We start from the raw sequence: 20,281 nt of genomic DNA, 5'->3' as shown, positions 1-20,281 counted from the left end.
TCCCCCGATCTAAGGCCCTCCGCGCATGTCCCGTGATGCTTCTGATCCGCGCCCCAAAAACGGCCCCTGGCGCCGGGTCTGGGCGCGTCTGGGCTGGGGTGGGGGGTTGCCTACAGGTGCTTCGGCTGCGGCCCATACTCGCCTCGAACAATATCTGGCTTTCAGCAAGGCGGTCGGCCAGGTCATGGAACACACCGATCAGGAATCCATCCTGCTGGAGTCCCTGTGTACCCTGGCGGTGGAATGTACCCCCGTCACCCTGGCCTGGGTCTGCCGGGTAGAGCCGGACAATTCCCTGCAAAGCCTGGCGGATGCCGGAGATACCGCCTATTTGGACAGCTTTGCCGAAAGACGCAGCGGCCTGCCCGCCGACCATGGCCCGCTGTTCCGGGTTTGGCAGGAACAACAGCCGCTGTTTAATGAACCTTTCTCAGAAGGCCCCCTGCGCAAGGCCTGGCAGCAAAATACCCGTCCCTATCAGTTGCGCTCCATGGCGGTGCTGCCCATTCACCGTGACCACCAGCCCTGGGCGCTGCTGGTGCTGTATGACCGGGATCAACGGGGTTTCCCGCAAGACTGTCAGGTGGTGCTGGAGGGCATCGCCCGCCGGGTGAGTGAAGCCCTGGAAGACTGGATAGACATACTCCGCGAACGGGTCGCGCGCGAACATCAGCTGTTGCTGGGCACGGCCCTGCAAGCCACAGAAGAGGGGGTGGTGCTGACCGATGCCGATCGACGCATTCTGTATGTGAATGCCAGCTTTTCCCGTATGACGGGTTATACCCTGGCGGAAATCAGCCGCTTCGGGCTGCATCATCTGCAAGGCCCGCGTACCGACCCCCGGACCCTGACCGAAATTGACGAGGCCCTCTGTGGTCAGGGATTTTTTAACGGCCGCCTGCTCAATTACCGCCGCGATGGCCAGACCTTCTGGAACCATTTAAGCATCATCCCTATTTACCAGCGTACCGGCGCCATCAGCCATTATGTGGGCATTCAGCGCGATGTGACCGCCGAATGGCTGGCTCGCGAACAGCTGGAATACGAAGCCTGCCATGACCGCCTGACGGGTTTGGGTAACCGGCGCGCCCTCATGGACCAGGTGGCCGTTACCTTACCTCGCGTCCAGCGCGGCCACGACGCCCTGGCCATCTGCATGATCGACCTGGATCATTTCAAACCCATCAATGATCTTTACGGCCACGAGGCGGGGGACCATGTGTTGCGCGTAGTGGGCCGCCGCCTGCATGCCGCCCTGCGCCGCAGCGACTATGTGGCGCGTCTGGGTGGAGATGAATTTGTGCTGCTGATTGAAGGTTTCAACAACTTCGAGGAACTGGAAATGATTCTGGTCAAAATCGAAGTCGTCATCAATGAACCGATTCACCTCAAATCCGGCGCGGTGGTGGGAGTGCGTCTGAGTATGGGCGTGTGCCTGTCCAACAGTGTTTACGCCGACGATTTCGAGACCCTGCTGCGCTATGCCGACCAGGCCCTGTATCGCGCCAAGGCCAACAAACGCCAGCGCACCCGTTACTGGGAGCTGTGCGTGATGGAAGAGAATGCCAATGAAACCACCCGTAAATCGTCCAGTGCGGACCCCGTATCGGTAAACAGGAGCGATGCAGATGAAAATTGATCGGTATGAAGCGCAGGACCTCAGAACAAAGTGAAATAACGGCGCTGATTCAGAACCCTTCCCGGACCCTGCTGGAACGCATCGAAGGAATTCGGAATATTTCCAGAATACCAGGGAGCTGGTGGAAAAAATGGGTAGGCAAATTGGATCCCACAGACATCTGGTTCACTACTCAGGATTGCGCTTAAAACGGTATGGTCAGGTTGGCGCCCACGTAACTCCGATGATAACCGGAACCTCCTCCGTAAGCGCTGGCTATCTGAGAATAACCACCGGTGAGGCTGAACTGTAAATATTTTGAAACTATGCCGGTAATGGTGCCGTAAAAGTCAGTGATGGGCGTGGTGACACCGTCTATGGTCTGGTCTCCATATCCGGCGTACAGGCGCATCACCGAGTATGGAGAGAATTTCTGCACATAAATAATATAACCTAACGCTTCCCTGTAGTGATGGGGGCTGAAATATACGGATCCATCTACTGGCTTTCCAGATTTATTAACGACTGGCTTTCCGTCAGCCTGATAAAGTGGGAGTTGCAATGGCGTTCCGCTGGTATAAGCCCTGAAATATCCCTGAACACCAATACTGATGGGCAGGCTGCTAAAACTGTAAAACTCCGGAGTGACACGAACGACTACTCCGTCACGCTGGTTGCCATCACTAAAAGCCTGATGAAAATAAGCGGCACCCACAGTGCCAATGTTTCTAAGACGCCCGAAGCCACCCAAACTGAATGTATTGACGAGAATTTTGTGTTCCACGGCGGCAACCGTACGAATCGGTTGTTGATCAAAGCTGAGGTTGAGGCCCCAAGTATCACTGGGTTGATAATTCACTTGCCCGTCCAGTCTTCCAAATGTCCAGTTTCTGGCGGTGCTGACTCCGCCAAGTATGCTGTAATTCCAGTTGGTATTGATTGGCGCAGACCAGCCACCTTCCACGGTCGAAATGCCAATCTGACCATTGCTAGCACCGCTCGAACCATTGTTGTCGGTTATTTGCGTTTGGCGAAAGCCTCCATACCACATGGTGGGGCTGAGGCTGTTGTCACCGGGGCCGTCGCCGGGAATGGTAACCCCGGCTTGGTATATTTGATTGATGTTGTGGTCGCTATCGCTGCTGTACTGATAGCCCACGTTAATACGATCATGCAAAGGATAGTATACAAAATCTGAAGTTTGCCGGAAAAGTTGCGCCTGCCATTGGGGTCCAGGGTAAACCCCATGGGGTGCGGCCAGGTTCAGATGTTTCTGGGCTACCGTATCCCAACTCAGTAAAGCGCTGGCAATGGCAGATTGTAATTGCGGGTCGGCACCCATGCTGCGAACCGGTTTTAAAATATCATAAGCTTCTCTGGGGCGCCCCAAATTGATCAGTGCTCTGGCGAGACCTACGCGCATGGTTTTTTGGTCTTCAGGGCTATGGGCGATGGAGATGCCCTTGGAATAAGCGCTTTCTGCTTCGTGAGAATTACCGACCCAGAGTGCGGCATAACCAAGACCAGACAGGGCGGCAAGCTGATCATCATGGTATTTGTCGGGATGGAGATTGATTTCATTTCTGGCTTTACGAAAATAAGACAAAGCCAAATCAGGATGTTCCTGGGTCAAAGCCTGACGCCCGAGTCGGATATCTTGTCCCGGGTCGGCGACCGCAACGGTGGTACCATAAAAAAACATCAGCCCACTAATGACCACCACGATTTGAATAGGGTTTTTTTTCACTTGGTACCCCATTTTTTTCTCAGGCTTAACAATTCTGAACCATATCCGGCAAGAGAGGCTGGAGACATAAGTAATTGCGAAAGAAATACATAAAGAAACATACCACGAAGATTTTTGCGAATGTGTATTCCGCGTTCTTTAAACATGGTGCTTTGTACTGAGAAAATCACGACGTTATTCAGTGCTGCCAAAGGTAAAAGCAAAAGGGTTATTGGCCCTGCAATCAGGAAAAATCCAAAGCGCGCAGCAATAAGCCCCGGGATAAAAAACAAAAGGTAACTAATGTCCAGCCATGGAAATAACATATTCATAAAAACGAACTGCAGAGTTATTCTTCTTTTTAAAAAAATGCCAGGATGTGCCCGTATTGCTTCAAACATGCCGCGTGCCCAACGACGACGCTGATTAAAAAGCTGCTTGTAGGTTTCTGGTACATTGGTAAAAACAACGGCATTCTCTGCATAACCAATCCGGTAACCCTGCTTGAGCAATCCCCAGGAAAGGACAATATCTTCCCCGACGCAAGGAGCCCATCCACCCATTTCCTTGACCAAGTCGCGCTGATATAAGGAAAAAGCCCCCTGAGCGACCAGAGTGCCCTGATACAGACTTTGAACTCTTTTGACTACCGCAATGCCGTGAAAATAATCCCATTCCTGCACCCTGGTAACCCATGATTTTCTTGAGTTACGTACCGCAATGGCGCCAGCAACTGCAGCGGTACCCTCAGGATCTCCAAGATAGCGGCCGACGATGTATTTCAAGGCATTTTTGTACAGGAAAGTATCAGCATCCACGGTAATGATGAGGTCATACGAAGCCACAGCCAAACCTGCATTCAGTGCGCTTGCTTTACCCTGATTCTTTTTCTGCTTAATAAGCTGTATTCTCGGGTCGGTAATTGTTTCGATAATATTGGTTGTTTGATCAGTGGATCCATCGTCAATAACAACGATTTCTATGCTTCCAGAATAATCTTGAGTGAGGATGGATTTGAGAGTGTCCTCAATAGCATTCTCCTCGTTGTAGGCGGCAATTAATATGCTCAATGCGGGTAGCTCTCCCGGTATTTTTACAGGAGGCCGTCGATCCAGTATAATGCTAAATATAATTATGCCAGAAATATAGCCAGGCACGATAGCCATGCCACCAATCGCGAATATGGTCAGCACCCATCCAAATATATCAGCGAGACTATCTATCCAGGGTAGGGCGATCCAGATGCTGAATAGAACCCACAGAAGGGCACCAAGCTGTGCAATGAGAAATTTGCTGTAAACAGGAATATAAATTTTCTTATCTGTTTGGTTTCTTTCGTTTATTTTTTCTTTGGTTGCTGCTTCTGACTTCACAAAGGTTATGCCCTTTTGTGGATGCAATGTGGCAGCCATATTTTGATTTGATTCTTTCTCAGTTCTTGTTTCTAGCATGTTCATTCCAGCCGTTTTGTTTTGTTTATAAACTATAAGCAAGTAGTATGCCAATATAAAATTATATTTTTTTCAATAAGATATGATTTTTCTGTGTCATCGGCCCAGAAAAAAATACCTAAAATAATACAAAAATGATTGAATTGTGGCTATTAATTCTTGTTTTTCAATTTGTTACAAATTTATTTGACTGTTTCATCCGCGTTACAACATTTTTTCGTGCTTATTGGTGGCCAATGATGCGTTAGAGATTAGGTAGAGGAAACAGGTGGTCTGAATACCTTTCTCTGGGTATCCAAACAATGCTACTTGGGTTATGCTTTTCCCGATAAAATGCAAAATTTTAACTAAGGTGTGCTACAGCCGATGTGTGGCCCGAGAAATAGAAACATTTAGGAGTATCTTAAATATGCGAAATCGTTTTGTTCTTGGCCTTGCCCTCACAGCCTTGACTGGATTGACCTCTATAGAAGCTAATGCGGCAGATCAAACTCTCAAAGCCCCGCCAGAGTCCGCCAGCAAAAAAGCGATTCTGCAACAAAATTCAGATTTCTTTTATCCGCAACTAACGCTGCAATCCAGTGTTTCCTATGCCTACTCAGATCAAAACACGCTGAATCTCAACGGGTTTCTTGCCCTGGGCGCCATATTTCTGGGAAATATAAATATTTCGAAGGTCAATTCAAGTATTTATACATTTACTGAATCAGCCTACTATCCTATATCCAATCGTTTGCAGTTGGTGTTCAACGTGCCAATTGTCTATCGCCAGAGTGTTTACCAGATTGGCGGCGCAGGGGATGCATCAAACAGCTACAGTCAGGCGACTGTTAGCTCCGGTGGTCCCCGTCTTGGTGACATCAGTTTTGGTGGGTACTATCAGATTTTCAAGGAGAGTAAAAACTGGCCCAGCTTGACGGGCAGTCTTCTGATCACCGCGCCTACTGGTATTAACCCTTATGGAATAAAAGTTTATCAGCCTGATGCTAATAACTCCAATCTGACTGTGCCTACTAGTTTGCCTACTGGTAACGGTGTATGGACATTGACCCCCGGGCTGTCTTTTGTCGCCACTTCTGATCCGGCAATATTTTTCGGAAGTGTCAGTTATTATTATAATTTAAATAAAAACTTTCCAGATATCAGCACTACTATGGGCGAGATTCAGCCTGGCGAGGTTGCCTTGGGAAATGCCTTTCAATACAGTTTGGGGGTAGCTTTTGCGCTGAATGATCGGCTTAGTCTGAGTACTTCATTTGCTGATCGTATTCAATCTGACACACAAATCCGGACACCGGGTGGTCCGTGGACGACACTGGTTGGCAGTGGCGCCAATGTTGCCATAGCCAATGTCGGTATGACCTATGCTTTCAACTCAAAAACTTCCTTAATCATGAATCTGGGCGCAGGAATAACCAGCAGCGCTCCGAGTTTTCAGCTAACTGCTACCATCCCTTATAATTTCTGATTTTTAATGTGGTAAAAAAAGAAGAGATAACTTATATCAGGTTATCTCTTCATTATATTTGATTAATGTTGGTCTTTTTACGGAGTGCCAGTTAATCCACGCATGCTGCTTAATATGGACTGGACCTGGGCGAGATTTTGGGTGTTCTCTTTGTTTTGGTTGATACCCAGGGTAAGCTTCATTTGATTCTGTATGATATTCATATTGGTACCTACCTGAGCTACTTGGAACAGTCCATTTGACCCTATCCCCTGGCGAATTGAGTTTCCACCATTATTTATAGCCATGGATAACTGTCCATTTTGTACGGTCATGGTCGTCGTATTGTTTACCCGATGTGCTCCTTCCGATAAGGGTAAGCCAGAACCTGCGGAAGTCGGTGAGCCTTTGACCACATTCAAGGACATGCCGTTCTGAATGGAATTGCCGTTTCCTGCAATTTGAATGGCTTGAGTTACCCCCTGAATATTTTTTATTCCGCTACCCTCAACCCGATTATTCGTATTTTGTGTAGCTTGAGGTAAAGATCCATTTACAGAGTAGGTGATAGTAGGCAGAAAAATATTTCCGGAACTGTTTAGTGCAACATTCATGGTGCTGCGCATGGGTGTTTGATTACTTCCGGACGTCCAGTTGGTTTGCATTTCGACGCCAAAATAAACTATAGATCCGCCAATGACACCGCGCCCTACTATTTTGGACAGTGCCTGATCGGAAACCGGAGTGAAACTGGTTGGTAGTTCCTGTTTTAGTGTTATTGCCAAAGCAGCGGGACTGAGAAGCAGCGCCGAGGCAGCCATACAACAACCCGCCATGGCAGCGGTTTTGCGCAGTTGGTATCCATTCATGATGAGCCTCTCTCAAAGTGTATTTATGACTAAAAGTAATTTGCCTGATCAAAACCAAAGTGCGCCGGGGTCACTTTTGTATTGGGTAAAATGCCATGCAGCAGTTTAAGGGCACTGGGTGGTTCTGGTGGCGTCAGAAGCACCGAATGAGGTTCAAATCCTTTTCCAAATACAGCAAAAACAATCCTGTTCCAGTCCTTGAGAAACTGTTCTTTGGGCATGATGCGATTCCCCAGCGCAGGATCCGCCAGATAAACGTGTTTTTTGCCTGTTTTTTCAAGCACGACAAAATGTTTGTAGCCACCTAGATCCAATAATACAATGACCGGAATATGAATTTTATTAAGGTCTTCGGGGGAAAGCACATATCCCTCGCCCTTTAATCCGATTTTATCTACATACTTTTTAAGATCGAGCATTGAAAAGCCGACTTTTTTGACTTCTGCTGGATTGCTCACGGTGAACAGGCCTTTTATGACCTCTTCTTCGTCAACATTCTGGCCGAATGCATATTTGAGGATGGTTGCCAATGACGCTGCACCACAGGAAAAATCCGTGCGTTGCCGCACTACATGGATGAAGTGCATGCCTATCATGTTTACGACGGGCACATGAATCACGCCGGCCCCGGGAATTATGCCGCCAAAGGCTGCTGCCCTGACATCATTGCTTTGTGAGAGAGAAAACACTGCTGCAGTGATCAGGCTGGTTAAGAGGAAAGGACGTAAAATTTTAGATTCAAACATGATAACAGCCTCCTGATGAATTTTGTAAAACTGCCACCCCATAAGGGGTGGCAAAGTTTCATCTGGTGCTTACTGTGCGCTGGCGATAGCCATGGTATTGGACTGCTGGTTACCATTGCCGGCCGCGACGTTCAGACCGATGTTACCGGAAGCGTTCTGCAGGGCATTGCCGCTGACGCTGCTGGCATAGGTAGAAGCCACAGTGCCACCGAGGTTGGCATAAGCCATCTGGCTGACAGGTGCGCTAGCCGTCGCCATGGCATGGTTAGAGGCGACGGAAACCAGTGCCAGCCCATTCTGCTGCTGATTCTGGACGCCAGTGGCCACGTTGATGCCGATATTGCCTTTGGCATTTTGTGCTGCATTGCCATTAATGAAGCTGGAATCGGTGGTGTAGGTATCAGAGGACATGTTGCCGACTGAAAGCTGATTGGCAGCAGCAGTAGCGGAGGCCAAAGAATCACTCTTGCCTTTGCTGACATAGCTCAGAGCTGTAGAGTTACCCTGTTGATTGCTGGCGCCAGAAGCCAGATTCACCCCGATGTTTCCAGCGGCACCTTGCAGGGCGTTGCTGCCGATTCCGGCGGCATTGTTCTGGCCGGAGTAATACCAGCCCCAGCTCCATCCCCAGTCACCAAGCATCTCCGGATCCTGTGAGCTTGAGATTAAACCCATGGACTGGCTGGTTCCCGCAGTGGCTACGGCACTATAGCTCTTGGTTCCGGTGGCAATGGCCAGGGAGTTGCTCTGCTGATTGTTGAGTCCAGCAGCCTCGTTAAGACCGATGTTGCCAGTAGCGCCGCTCAGTACATTTCCGTATAACCCTGTTTCATTGCTTCCGCCGACCACTGACCCATAGTTCATGGAGCTGATGTTGCTTTCTAAAGCCATGTTCTGGTGAGTATGGGTGGCAGAATCAACCATACCGGCTTTATTGGCACTGGCGATAGAGGTGCTATTCTGCTGTTGATTGAAGCTGCCCGAAGCCATGTTCACCCCGATGTTTCCAGCGGCTCCCGCCAAGGCGTGGTCGGTCAAGTCGACAGCGTTAGCACCGCCATTGTACTGGTACGCCTGGTTTAGCTCTTGGCCCTGCGCAGTGTTGGTGGAAGCGTCGGACTTCATCGTTTTGTGGCTCACAGAAGCCAACGCCATGGAATTGCTCTGTTGGTTACTGATACCAGCAGCCTGGTTGACACCAATGTTGCCCGCAGTTTTGCTCAGCGCACTTCCACCAATAGCGGTGTTATTGGCGTTCCCCTCGTTGCCGTAATTGTCGACACTGGTGCTCGAACTCTGGCCGACATTCTGGTTAGTGCCGGTGGTTGCGGCAGAACTCACAGCCCTCTTGGCAGAGGATACAGCCAGATTATTCTGCTGCTGGTTGAAGATGCCAGAGGTCATGTTGGCACCGATGTTGCCGGAGGCACTCGAGAGAGCGTTGTCACTCATGGTGACATTGTTGCTGCCGTTGGACATCTGGATAGCATAATTACTGCTCTGGGCCTGGGTTGCCGAGACAGCAGCAGTTGATGTGGCATGGGTCTTGCCATTAGCGGCCAGGGAACCGGCGTTGGACTGCTGGTTCTGGTTGCCGGTGGCGATGTTGACGCCAACGTTGCCCTTGCTGCCCATACCAGCATTACCTAACATGCTGGCATCGTTAGAGGAATTATAATATGAATTCTGGCCGTTGATGTAGCTCTGCTGAGCGTTGGCGACGCTGGCGCCGGTGGCTGGGGTAACCTGTGCGAACGCCATGGGAGCGGCCACAAGGGCAGCGATGGCAATGGCAACTGGGCTTAACTTAATCGAGGTTTTCATGCTATTCTCCTTGAGTGGGTTGGAACACAAACAACAAAGTAGGTACTGCCTAGTGAATCACCCCGGGGGCTATCCCGAGTGCGAAACTGTTGGCTGAGGTGTTGCCAGATCCTGAAACTTGGTTGATCTGGGCAATGCCTTCAGCGCCTTTGAAAGCCGTGGAACTGACTTCCACATTATTCAAACCGTTGGGTGTTGATGTCGCAACATGTTCTGATGAGGCAGTAACGTTTTGCGACAAAATGCTGTTCGATACGGGTCTGCTTGCTCCAATAATCATCTGAACGCTGTTGGCTTGAGCGTTACCTGATCCGGCGACTTCGTTAATGGCCATGACACCTGAACCATTAACAAATGCATTGCCTTTAATGACGCTGCTCGTCTGATTTATAAAAGTTTCCTGGGGTGCAGCAGCAGCGCTCATTGAATACCCGACAAATACCATGGCCAATCCTAAGATAACTCCTGATTTCATTGCGTTCTGCCCCTTTAATCTGAAAAATCAGTTAGCGATTTGTCGACATGCTCATGGTTTGGAGATTGTTTCCCGCGCCCCATTCGATGGAGGTTTTACCGCCGCCCGAGCGGTTCTGCAGTTCATCCCAAAGAACCACGTCATTACTGTTGCGACCAATCGTAGGCAGATTAACTGGAATACCTTTGCCCGAAACTTTCGCCAACTGTTGATCAGATACCTTGCTGTATATTCCAAATTGATGAGTTGCGTTGCGTGTTCCAGCGAGCATTTTTTGTAAATTTGTTTGTTGATGAAACAGGATTGCTTCCTTCTGAATTTGCTTGCCAGATACCAAGGTATCTGCTTGCGACAATCCAACAAAGGGTACGAAGGATACCAAGCTGAAAGCTAATATTGACCATTTATAATTTACGGCGATCCTATGAAGTGTGTTCATTTTCGTAGCACCATGAAGTTGACTGTACGTTCACCATTAGCAGTTATCGTGCCACTTATTAAATTATATATAGAACAGCATGTTAATTATTTTTGAGCGGAAGGTTCTTGAGCCTGGATCACTTGTGTGTAACAGGATGATGACCACGCTTACACAAAGAATTCAGCTATAGTAGTAAATTGATAATAAAAACAATCATGAAGAGATCTTTGTATGATTGTAATTTTTTTGATACGGCCGATTCTGTTGTTAGTTTATATGTTGATTTAAAACGGTTTTAAGAATAAATATCTCACTGATATCTTGAAAATAACGTACTGAATGTGGAACGGTTTTTTACGCAAAAAAAACCGGCCCCCATCAGGAGGACCGGTTTTACGATACTACAGACTGCGGGTGACGAGGCTTAGAAGCCGCCCATACCACCCATGCCGCCCATACCACCCATGTCACCACCCATATCACCGCCTGCCTTGTCATCCTTCTTGGGCAGTTCGGTAACCATGGCTTCCGTGGTGATCATCAGGCCGGCAATGCTGGAGGCCTTCTGCAACGCGGTGCGGGTAACCTTGGTCGGGTCAATGACGCCCATTTCGAACATGTCACCATATTCGTCGGTGGCGGCGTTGTAACCATAACCATCCTTACCGTCGACCACCTTGTTCAGAATAACGCTGCCTTCACCACCGGCGTTAGCCACAATCTGCCGCAAAGGTTCTTCAATGGCGCGACGAATGATGGCCACACCCATATCCTGGTCATGGTTGGCAGCCTTGAATTTCTCCAGGGCGTGACGGGCGCGGACCAGAGCCACACCACCACCGGGGACAATGCCTTCCTCGACAGCTGCACGGGTAGCGTGCAGGGCGTCTTCGACACGTGCCTTCTTTTCCTTCATTTCCATTTCGGAACCGGCACCGACCTTGATGACCGCAACGCCGCCGGCCAGTTTGGCGACCCGTTCCTGCAGTTTTTCACGGTCGTAGTCGGAGCTGGCATCTTCCATCTGACGACGGATCTGCTCGACGCGGGCCTTGATTTCGCTCTGCTGGCCAGCACCATCAATAATGGTGGTATTTTCCTTGTCAATGACGATTTTCTTGGCCTGACCGAGGTCGGCAAGGGTGGTGCTTTCCAGTTTCATGCCGATTTCTTCGGAGACCACGCGGCCGCCGGTGAGAATGGCCATGTCTTCGAGCATCGCCTTGCGACGGTCACCAAAGCCGGGCGCCTTGACGGCAGCAACCTTGATGATGCCCCGCATGGTGTTGACGACCAGGGTCGCCAGGGCTTCGCCTTCCACGTCTTCAGCAATGATCAGCAACGGACGGCTGGACTTGGCGACCTGTTCGAGGACCGGCAGCATGTCGCGAATGGAAGAGATTTTCTTGTCGTGCAGGAGGATGTAGGGATTCTCCAGATCTGCAACCATCTTGTCCTGGTTGTTGACGAAGTAGGGGGACAGGTAGCCGCGATCAAACTGCATACCTTCCACGACGTCCAGTTCGTTGTCGAGGCCAGAGCCTTCTTCGACCGTGATGACGCCTTCGTTACCCACTTTTTCCATGGCTTCGGCAATGATTTTGCCGATGGAGTCATCAGAGTTGGCAGAAATGGTGCCAACCTGGGCCACTTCCTTCTGGGTTTTGCAGGGCTTGGACTGCTTCTTCAGCTCTTCGACAATAACGGCGACCGACTTGTCGATGCCGCGCTTCAGGTCCATGGGGTTCATGCCAGCGATGACGGCCTTGAGGCCTTCGCGGATGATGGCCTGGGCCAGAACCGTGGCGGTGGTGGTTCCATCACCGGCTTCATCGGAAGCCTGGGAGGCGACTTCTTTCACCATCTGTGCGCCCATGTTTTCGAACTTGTCGGCCAGTTCAATTTCCTTGGCGACGGAGACACCGTCCTTGGTGATGGTGGGGGCACCGAATGATTTGTCGAGCACCACATTACGACCCTTCGGGCCCAGGGTGACCTTGACGGCATCGGCAAGTACGTTGACGCCGCGCAACATTTTTTCGCGGGCGTGTTCAGCAAAGGCAACTTGTTTGGCTGGCATAAATACTCCTCAAAATAAATGAATAAGGGTTGATATATTCAGCAACGCTTACTTTTCGATGACCGCCATGATGTCGTCTTCACGCATCACCAGCAGCTCTTCGCCTTCCACCTTAATTTCGGTGCCGGCATATTTGGCAAACAGGACGTGATCCCCTTTTTTGACATCAAGGGCACGGACTTTGCCGTCTTCCAGAATTTTGCCGTGACCAGCAGCGACGATTTCGCCACGCACGGGTTTTTCCTTGGCCGTATCGGGAATGATGATCCCACCGGCGGTCTTCTGCTCTTCTTCCAGACGACGAATAACGACGCGATCATGTAAAGGACGCAGTTTCATTGAGCATTTCCTCGTTTTTACAAGTGAATGGATGTCTTCATCCTGGGTGTTGTTAGCAGTCACACCCATCGAGTGCTAATCATAGGCGCTGAGATTTCTCTGTCAAGGGGGCACTACATGATTTTAGTGCGCTGTCCGATCATCCGGCGCTTTTTAGGCAAGCGGCGCCCAGAGTCCGGAAAGGCTCTGCAGCAATATCCGATCCGCACCCTGTAAGCGGTGATTGATACCGGGGAGGGCGCGCACGGCGAGCTGTTCACAATGAGCGTGGGCTGCGAATTGATAGCTTTGCTGCAGGGGAACAGCCTCATCGTCAGTACCATGCAGGATTTCCACCGGACAATGCAGATGCACCGGGAAGCGCAGTAAATCATAGCGCCAGCTGTCAGCCACCAGATCGAAGCGCATGCGCAATTCACCCAGGCCGTAATGATCCTGCCAACAGCGCAGGTTACTGGTTTGCCAGCGGTGTTGATCTTCTGGCGAAAGGGTTTGAAAGAGTGTCTGAATGAAGTTGTAGGCTGGCGCAATCAGCAGAAGAGCGCGCAAGTGTTCCGGCCAGCGTGTCGCGGCAAGGGTGGCCAGCCATCCGCCCATGCTGGAGCCGACCAGAATGACAGGCCGCTTTTCCAGCATTTGCAGAATCAGGCGGAGGTCTTCCAGATAACGAGAGAGGGTCAGCTGTTCAAAAAGTCCATCAGAGCGACCGACGCCCCGGGGATCAAAGCGCACCCACGACCACCCCTGATTTTGTGCATATTCGGCCAGAAGTCGGGATTTGGAGCCATTCATGTTGGAAGCAAAGCCCGGCAGAAAAATGCCTACCGGGTCTTGATGGGTTTCGTGAATGAGTCCGGCAAGGCGCTCACCGTTGGCATGAACAAGCGTAAAGGGGCGTTCGGCAGAAGGCATCATGGCTGTGGCTCCACATAAAAAAGGGCGACACTATAGTCGCCCTAAAACCACAAAGGAGGAAAGAAACATGCGCTCGCAATCCAAACTTACTGATGCAGATCGCCTAAACATATTAGCAAATGGTGACGCTCCTTGCAAATAACATCCCGACCGGTCGGAAAAAAGAAGGGCGAAATCCGAAGACTCGCCCTAAAACCACCAAAGGAGGAAGAAACATGCGCTCGCAACCTATCACAGCCGCTTGCATAAGATTGGAGCATGGCCCATTCAAAAAGTTCCTGAGCAGCAAAATTTTCTTCAAGGCCGCTTGTAATGCCTGCTCAGCAGGGCTATGGCCTGCTTGTTGCTAGTAACTGAGAAGGGTAGGCTGTAATACTTTCCTCTTTTAAGCCCCTGCAGGGGCTTGCATCTACAGGTTCGGGAGCAAAATCGGCATGGTTGTTCTGCAGGCACATAGGACCCTTTGGGCCAGGTTCATTATTTTATGTAGTGCAGTTCTGTTATTTGGGCTGAGTGCCAGTTATGCCCATGCTGATCATTTTCTCAGTCCGGATCAGGCGTTCAGCTTTTCCGCGAAGTTGTCCAGTCCCGACCATCTGCAGTTGCGCTGGGATGTGGCGCCCGGTTATCACCTATATAGAGATCGCATCCAGGTCTCGGTGCTGCCCACCAGCATTTTGTTGGGAAAATACACGCTTCCCAAGGGGGTGATGCTGAATGATCCGGCGTTTGGAAAAATGCGGGTTCTGGAGGGCGAGAACAGCGTCATCATTCCTTTCTCGGTCAAAGGCACCCCGCCGGGCACGCTGACCGTCAAAGCCACTTATCAGGGCTGTGCCAACGCGGGGGTTTGTTATCCCGAACAAAGCAAGACGGTACAGCTGTCCTTGCTGGCCCCGGCTTCCGCACCGATACCGACCGCTTCGCTACCCAGTCCCCATTCCCGGTCTTCACAGGTAAAAAGTAGCAGTAATGCCGGAGTATTGGCGGGCGCTCTGCAGGACAGTTTCTGGCTGACTTTGGGACTGTTTTTTGTTGCCGGTCTGGGGCTGGCTTTTACACCCTGTATATTTCCGATGATTCCTATTTTGTCTGCGCTGATTGTCGGGCAGGAAGCCAAACGGGGCGCACAGAAATCCCGGGCTTTTACTTTGTCGCTGGCTTATGTTTTGGGCATGGCGTTGACTTACACCATTGCGGGCGTGTTGGCAGCAATAACGGGCGCCTACCTGCAGGCTGTTTTTCAGAACCCCTGGATTCTGGGTGCATTCGCATCGATATTTGTGTTATTGGCGCTTTCCATGTTCGGGTTTTATGAGTTGCAAATGCCCAGTAGTTTGCAAACCCGACTTTCCGGCTTGGGAAAGGGCGGACATCTGTTCAGTAGTTTTGTCATGGGAGCCTTGTCGGCGCTCATTGTCGGTCCTTGTGTGGCGGCACCATTGGCAGGGGCCTTATTGTTCATTTCCCAGACAGGTAATGTATTTTTGGGCGGACTGTCGCTGTTTGTCCTGAGTCTGGGGATGGGCTTGCCCCTCTTGATTATCGGGACTTCAGCGGGGCGGTTGTTGCCGCGTGCCGGTGCCTGGATGGACGCAGTCAAGGCCATATTTGGCGTGCTGATGTTGGGGGTGGCCATCTGGCTGATGGCCCGGGTGCTGCCAGGAGCAGTCAGTCTGGCGCTTTGGGCAGCTCTGGCCGTGATTTCCTCTATCTACCTGGGGGCGCTGGACGCTTTGGGGGCTGAAGCCACAGGCTGGAGACGCTTCCGGAAAGGCGTGGGAATCCTCGTGCTTGCCTATGGTCTGGTGATGGGGATGGGCGCGTTGAGCGGTGCCAGTGATCCACTACAGCCGTTCTCAAGAGTCCTGGAGGCGGGAAAAGGTGCAGACCGCTCACAGCAGGCTGCTTTGCACTTTAGCATAGTAAAAAGCCCCCAAGCCCTCGATGCTGCATTGAAGCAGGCTCATGGTAAACCCGTCCTAGTGGATTATTGGGCCAGCTGGTGCGTGGAATGCGCACGCATGGACAAGGTGACCTTCGCGACGCCAGAGGTGGAAAATGCCCTGCACAATCGGGTATTAATCCGCGTGGATGTGACCCGGGATGACGCCAATAGTCGGGCTTTGTTGAAGCGCTACAATCTGGTTGGCCCGCCGGCATTTATGGCCATAGGCGCAAATGGTCAGGTGCAGGCCCAGCAGGAGGGTTATTTGGGGCCCCGGGCCTTCATGCGCTGGCTGCCCAAATCCTGACGGGCAGGCGGCCGATTCCTCCAGACCTAGTGTCCTGCCGCCTTTTTCAGCGGCCCACCCTTCAATACATAGAGCGTGCCGCAGTAGGGACACCGGGCTTCGCCCGTTTCTTCAATCTTGAGGAATACCCGGGGGTGACCGTTCCAGCGGCTCATCTCCGGCTGTGGGCAATAGAGCGGTAAATGTTGGGGTTCCACCTCGGTGAACCCTTTGTTGCAGCAGTGAATGGCGTTTTTCATGGTTCAGGCGACGTGATGCAACCATTCGGGATGATCATCCCGACGCCCAGCGACCGTATCAAAATAACGGCTTTGCAGCTGGCTGGTGATGGGCCCCCGACTGCCACTACCAATGACTCTTCCGTCAATTTCGCGAATCGGCGTGACTTCGGCGGCGGTGCCCGTAAAGAAAGCTTCATCGGCAATATAAAATTCATCGCGGGTGAGTTGTTTTTCAACAATGGGAATGCCGGCATCCCGGGCAAAACGGAGAATCGTGTCGCGGGTTATGCCTTCCAGGGCACTGGTCAGGGTTGGTGTATAGAGAATGCCGTCGCGCACCATAAAGACGTTTTCTCCGGAACCTTCGGCTACATAGCCTTCACGGTCCAGCAGCAAGGCTTCATCATATCCGCAGGACGAGGCTTCGCGCTGGGCCAGCATGGAGTTCATATAATTGCCGGTAGCCTTGGCTTTGCACAGGTGGATGTTCACCTGATGACGATTGAAGGAACTGACCTTGACGCGGATGCCTTTTTCAAGCGCCTCCTGCCCCAGATAACTGCCCCAGCTCCAGGCAGCAATGAGGGCATGGACTTTCAGGCCCTTGGCAGACAGGCCCATGCCTTCGGCGCCATAGAACAGCAGCGGGCGAATGTAGGCAGACTCCAGCTGGTTCACGCGAATCACTTCCCTGGTGGCCGCGTTGATTTCTGCTTCCGTGAATGGTACGTCCATCTGCAGGATTTTGGCGCTGTTGAACAGCCGTTTGGTATGCTCCGGCAAACGAAAAATGGCGGCTCCCTGGGGAGTGGCATAAGCCCGCTCGCCCTCGAAACAACCCATGCCATAATGGAGGCTGTGGGTCAGTCCATGCACCGTAGCTTCTCTCCAGGGCACCATTTTGCCATCAAACCAGATAAAACCGTCACGATCCGCCATGGACATTTTTACTTCTCCTTAATCCGTATAACTGCCAATCCATTCCTGCCAGATGACTCGCACCTTTTCTGAGGCGTCCTGCAAAGCCTCCCAATGCGGGGTATCATCGGCATGAACATTGTTTTCCTGCAAGTTCAGCCAGCGTTCGTTTTCTACTTGCCGGTACAGTTTCCAGGCATGCAGCAAATCAGAGCCTTGTTGGGCATTCCAAACACCGGATTGCACCAAGGCCCTGATGGCTGCTGCGGTGCCGGTATTCTGACACAAATCCGGCTGCTCCGGGCAAGCGCCTAGCATAGCAAATTGTACAAGAAACTCGATATCTGTCAGTCCACCCGGGCTTAATTTCAGATGAAAAGCTTGTGGGGCTATGTTTTTATTGTCGAAAATACGTTTTCTCATGCTCCGCACGGCACTTTTCAAGGTCTCGGCGTCTCTTTCGGAACCCAAAATGGCATGACGCAATTGTTCGAATCGTGCTCCTAACTGTGAATCGCCGGCTACCCAGCGGGCGCGGGTCAGGGCCTGATGCTCCCAGGTCCAGGCGGATTGGTGCTGGTAGCGGCTGAACGTCTCCATACTGCTGACCAGAGGACCGGATTGGCCACTGGGGCGCAGGCGCATGTCAATTTCATACAGTATGCCTGCGCGGGTCAGCGTGCTGAGCAGGTGGATGAGCCTTTGTCCCAGGCGGGCATACCAGGTGGAGGCGGGAAGGGGGGCTGGACCGTCACTTTCCGCCTCAGGCGGGGCGTCATATAAATAAATCAGATCCAGGTCCGAGGCGAAGCCCATTTCCTGACCGCCCAGCTTGCCCAAAGCGATGACCGCAAATGACGCTGTCTGTCCATCCTGAGTGCAGATCCGGCCATGGCGGCGTTCCATTTCCAGCCGGGCCCAATCCAGCGCGGTTTGCAGGGTAAGTTGTGCCAGCTCGCTGAGTTGCCGCAGTAACGACTCAATGGATAACTGCTGCGTCCAGAAGCTGGCCGCAAGGCGTACCAGTTCGGCATTTTTAAAGCGCCGCAGGGCATCCATGCGTTCTTCCTGGTCTTCCGCATACTGTAGTTGGGCGTGGAGAATTTCCGGCCATTGCCCGGGCTGATGGTTGTTGCTGAGTACATCATCGAGCAGCACGGGAAAGCGGGCGAGTTGCTGCGCTAACCAAGGACTGTGTAGCAGCGTGCTGCAATGCTGCAGATAGCGGGGGTTTTCGGCGAGGAGCGCGAGGTAATTGGCTTTGCTGAGTATGGCTTCCAGCAGGTTCAGAAAATGTTGAAGAAGCGCTTCGCTATCGGCTTCCTGTGCACAAATTTCCAGTATCTGCGGCAGCAAATTATCCAGACGCTGGCGTCCTTCCGTGGATAGCCGCAAAGAGACATCCCGACTATGGGCAAAGCGCCAGAGTCGTGACCAGCTTTCTGTCGGATTTGGAAAATGCAGTTTCTGGAAAATTTTCTCAGGGAGCATGTCCAGAGTATGGTTTTGGGCATGTAGCCAGAGTTGCCGTCCCTGTTCCGGCGTATTGCTGGAATGCGCAGTTTGCGGAGCCAGGGTTTGTAAAAAAATGTGATGCACTTGCTGACGCAAACAGTCCAGATCCATCCGGAAACTGTCCACATCCTCATAGTGCATGGCGCAAGCCAGTCGCTGCCATTCGTTCTCATTGCGGGGAAGTTGCTGGGTTTGCTGGTCCTGGACCATCTGCAGGCAGTGCTCGGTATTACGAAAAAAACCGTAGGCCCTGCCCAATAACAGAAAATCGGATTTTGGCAGTAGATCCAATTCGTAGAGAATATCCAGCGTGCTGAGCGTGTTGGTATTGCGTAGTTGGGGGGTACGCCCCCCATGGATGATCTGGAGTGATTGACAGATAAATTCGATTTCGCGAATCCCGCCTTGTCCTTTTTTAATGTCCTGACTGCTTTCGCCCTGCTCGGCATCCATCAGGGCCTTGACCTCACGGAGTCCCTGCAGGGCGGTAAAGTCCAGATAGCGGCGGTAAACAAAAGGCCTCAGCATTTCCAGCACTTTTGCACCAAAATCCAGGTTACCCGCTACGGGTCGGGCTTTGATGAAAGCGTAACGCTCCCAGCCCCGCCCATGGACCTGATAATAGTGCTCCATGGCGGCAGCACTGATGCAGAGGGGGCCGGCATCCCCGAAAGGACGCAGACGCATGTCTATGCGAAAGCAGAAACCTTCGGCGCCGGGTTGATCCAGCGCCTGAATCAGCCAGCGCCCCAAACGGCTGAAGTATTCACTGTTTTCTAGGGAACGGGGACCATTACTGCTGCCATTTTCGCTGAAGCAGAAAATGAGGTCGATATCCGAGGATAAATTCAGCTCTTTTCCACCAAGTTTGCCCATGCCGATGACCGCGAAAGCAACTGCCTCTCCGGCATCGTTCTCGGGATATCCATAGGCTTGTTGCAATAAGGCCTGGCCGTATATGCAGGCCTGCTGTAGACAGGTTTCGGCCAAAGCGCTGACAGCCGCTACGGTTTCCGACATGTGCTCACCCGCCATGCGATCGCGCCAGATGATTTCAACCATCCGTGCATTGCGATAGCGCCGTAATGCCGTGTTGAAGGCCTCAGGGCTGTGGTCCTTCAAGTCGGGAGGCGGGGTGACTTCGCCCTTGGCCAGGCGGAGCAGGTGCTGGGGGTGATACTGCAGATGTTGGCGCAGAAAGGGGCTGGCACAGGCAACCTGCAAGCAATGCCGGAAAAAACCTGCACCCTTATCCAGCAGATTGTTGCGTTGGGTTTCCGAAAATGTTGCCCAGATGAGCTTGATCATTTCTTCTATGGCTTCCCTGTCTACAGGAATTTGCTGGAGAATTTCGGTGATCAGGGTGGGTAAGCGCGTCCCGGTTTTCGGGGGCATGGATTTTGGGCTTTCACCCATCGGATTTTCAGGCACAGGTCTCCGGGACATGGGGCTATTCCTTGG

General features: G+C 51.7%; 16 protein-coding genes. 3 read left to right on the top strand and 13 right to left on the bottom strand.

Going from position 1 to position 20,281, the window contains the following annotated elements:
* Window positions 1-25 precede the first annotated feature (25 nt).
* Entirely contained in the window at window positions 26-1,639 is a 1,614-nt protein-coding gene (locus GCD22_RS13260; protein ID WP_153940819.1) for a diguanylate cyclase, read from the top strand.
* Between the two features lie 184 nt (window positions 1,640-1,823).
* On the opposite strand, the gene GCD22_RS13255 is transcribed toward GCD22_RS13260, so the two are convergent.
* Window positions 1,824-3,365 carry a tetratricopeptide repeat protein gene (locus GCD22_RS13255; protein ID WP_081577352.1) on the bottom strand — a complete coding sequence of 514 codons (1,542 nt, stop codon included), beginning with the start codon at window positions 3,363-3,365 and terminating at the stop codon, window positions 1,824-1,826.
* On the bottom strand, window positions 3,362-4,795 hold the full coding sequence (locus GCD22_RS13250; protein ID WP_244947534.1) for a glycosyltransferase family 2 protein: 1,434 nt from the start codon (window positions 4,793-4,795) through the stop codon (window positions 3,362-3,364). The genes GCD22_RS13255 and GCD22_RS13250 overlap by 4 nt, the downstream gene beginning before the upstream one ends.
* A gap of 409 nt (window positions 4,796-5,204) precedes the next feature.
* On the opposite strand from GCD22_RS13250, the gene GCD22_RS13245 reads away from it, so the two are divergent.
* A complete protein-coding gene (locus GCD22_RS13245) occupies window positions 5,205-6,263 on the top strand; it encodes a hypothetical protein (RefSeq protein WP_031570226.1) in 1,059 nt (352 codons plus the stop codon).
* 77 nt (window positions 6,264-6,340) lie between these two features.
* Here the strand turns inward: GCD22_RS13245 and GCD22_RS13240 are convergent, their stop codons facing one another.
* The 8 genes from GCD22_RS13240 to GCD22_RS13205 all read right to left on the bottom strand — a co-directional run bounded on the left by GCD22_RS13240 (window position 6,341) and on the right by GCD22_RS13205 (window position 13,911).
* Complete coding sequence (locus GCD22_RS13240) at window positions 6,341-7,063, bottom strand: hypothetical protein (protein WP_226856019.1); 723 nt, start codon at window positions 7,061-7,063, stop codon at window positions 6,341-6,343.
* Between the two features lie 77 nt (window positions 7,064-7,140).
* Window positions 7,141-7,857, bottom strand: coding sequence for a C39 family peptidase (locus GCD22_RS13235; protein ID WP_080707748.1), 717 nt, complete (start codon window positions 7,855-7,857; stop codon window positions 7,141-7,143).
* A gap of 69 nt (window positions 7,858-7,926) precedes the next feature.
* A complete protein-coding gene (locus tag GCD22_RS13230; RefSeq protein WP_031570218.1) occupies window positions 7,927-9,681 on the bottom strand; it encodes a FapB/FapC family functional amyloid domain-containing protein in 1,755 nt (584 codons plus the stop codon).
* 49 nt (window positions 9,682-9,730) lie between these two features.
* The gene (locus GCD22_RS13225) at window positions 9,731-10,156 is read right to left on the bottom strand and encodes a FapB/FapC family functional amyloid domain-containing protein (RefSeq protein WP_051690477.1); all 426 of its coding nucleotides are present in this window, start codon (window positions 10,154-10,156) and stop codon (window positions 9,731-9,733) included.
* 31 nt (window positions 10,157-10,187) lie between these two features.
* Window positions 10,188-10,595, bottom strand: a complete 408-nt coding sequence (locus GCD22_RS13220; protein WP_081577353.1) for a hypothetical protein — start codon at window positions 10,593-10,595, stop codon at window positions 10,188-10,190.
* A 406-nt stretch (window positions 10,596-11,001) separates the two neighbouring features.
* Entirely contained in the window at window positions 11,002-12,657 is a 1,656-nt protein-coding gene (gene groL, locus GCD22_RS13215) for a chaperonin GroEL (RefSeq protein ID WP_024893653.1), read from the bottom strand.
* Window positions 12,658-12,705: 48 nt separating this feature from the next.
* Entirely contained in the window at window positions 12,706-12,996 is a 291-nt protein-coding gene (groES, locus tag GCD22_RS13210; protein WP_010637826.1) for a co-chaperone GroES, read from the bottom strand.
* Between the two features lie 153 nt (window positions 12,997-13,149).
* Window positions 13,150-13,911 (bottom strand): alpha/beta hydrolase, encoded by a 762-nt coding sequence (locus GCD22_RS13205; protein ID WP_035209851.1) that lies wholly within the window; start codon window positions 13,909-13,911, stop codon window positions 13,150-13,152.
* Between the two features lie 434 nt (window positions 13,912-14,345).
* Between GCD22_RS13205 and dsbD the strand changes: the two genes are divergently transcribed.
* Window positions 14,346-16,166: a protein-disulfide reductase DsbD gene (gene dsbD / locus GCD22_RS13200; protein WP_031570208.1), complete on the top strand. Its 1,821-nt coding sequence runs from the start codon at window positions 14,346-14,348 to the stop codon at window positions 16,164-16,166.
* A 26-nt stretch (window positions 16,167-16,192) separates the two neighbouring features.
* Here the strand turns inward: dsbD and GCD22_RS13195 are convergent, their stop codons facing one another.
* The 3 genes from GCD22_RS13195 to glnE are packed head-to-tail and all read right to left on the bottom strand — an operon-like array spanning window position 16,193 to window position 20,266.
* Window positions 16,193-16,363, bottom strand: a complete 171-nt coding sequence (locus GCD22_RS13195; RefSeq protein ID WP_244947533.1) for a zinc-finger domain-containing protein — start codon at window positions 16,361-16,363, stop codon at window positions 16,193-16,195.
* Window positions 16,364-16,408: 45 nt separating this feature from the next.
* A complete protein-coding gene (locus tag GCD22_RS13190; protein ID WP_031570205.1) occupies window positions 16,409-17,332 on the bottom strand; it encodes a branched-chain amino acid transaminase in 924 nt (307 codons plus the stop codon).
* A gap of 12 nt (window positions 17,333-17,344) precedes the next feature.
* The gene (glnE, locus tag GCD22_RS13185; protein WP_211371669.1) at window positions 17,345-20,266 is read right to left on the bottom strand and encodes a bifunctional [glutamate--ammonia ligase]-adenylyl-L-tyrosine phosphorylase/[glutamate--ammonia-ligase] adenylyltransferase; all 2,922 of its coding nucleotides are present in this window, start codon (window positions 20,264-20,266) and stop codon (window positions 17,345-17,347) included.
* Window positions 20,267-20,281: the final 15 nt, after the last annotated feature.

It is taken from the genome of Acidithiobacillus thiooxidans ATCC 19377 (genome assembly GCF_009662475.1).
Classification (GTDB): Bacteria; Pseudomonadota; Gammaproteobacteria; order Acidithiobacillales; family Acidithiobacillaceae; genus Acidithiobacillus; species Acidithiobacillus thiooxidans.
Note: the sequence above shows the minus strand (reverse complement) of the source record. Positions and strands in the feature narration are given on the sequence as shown.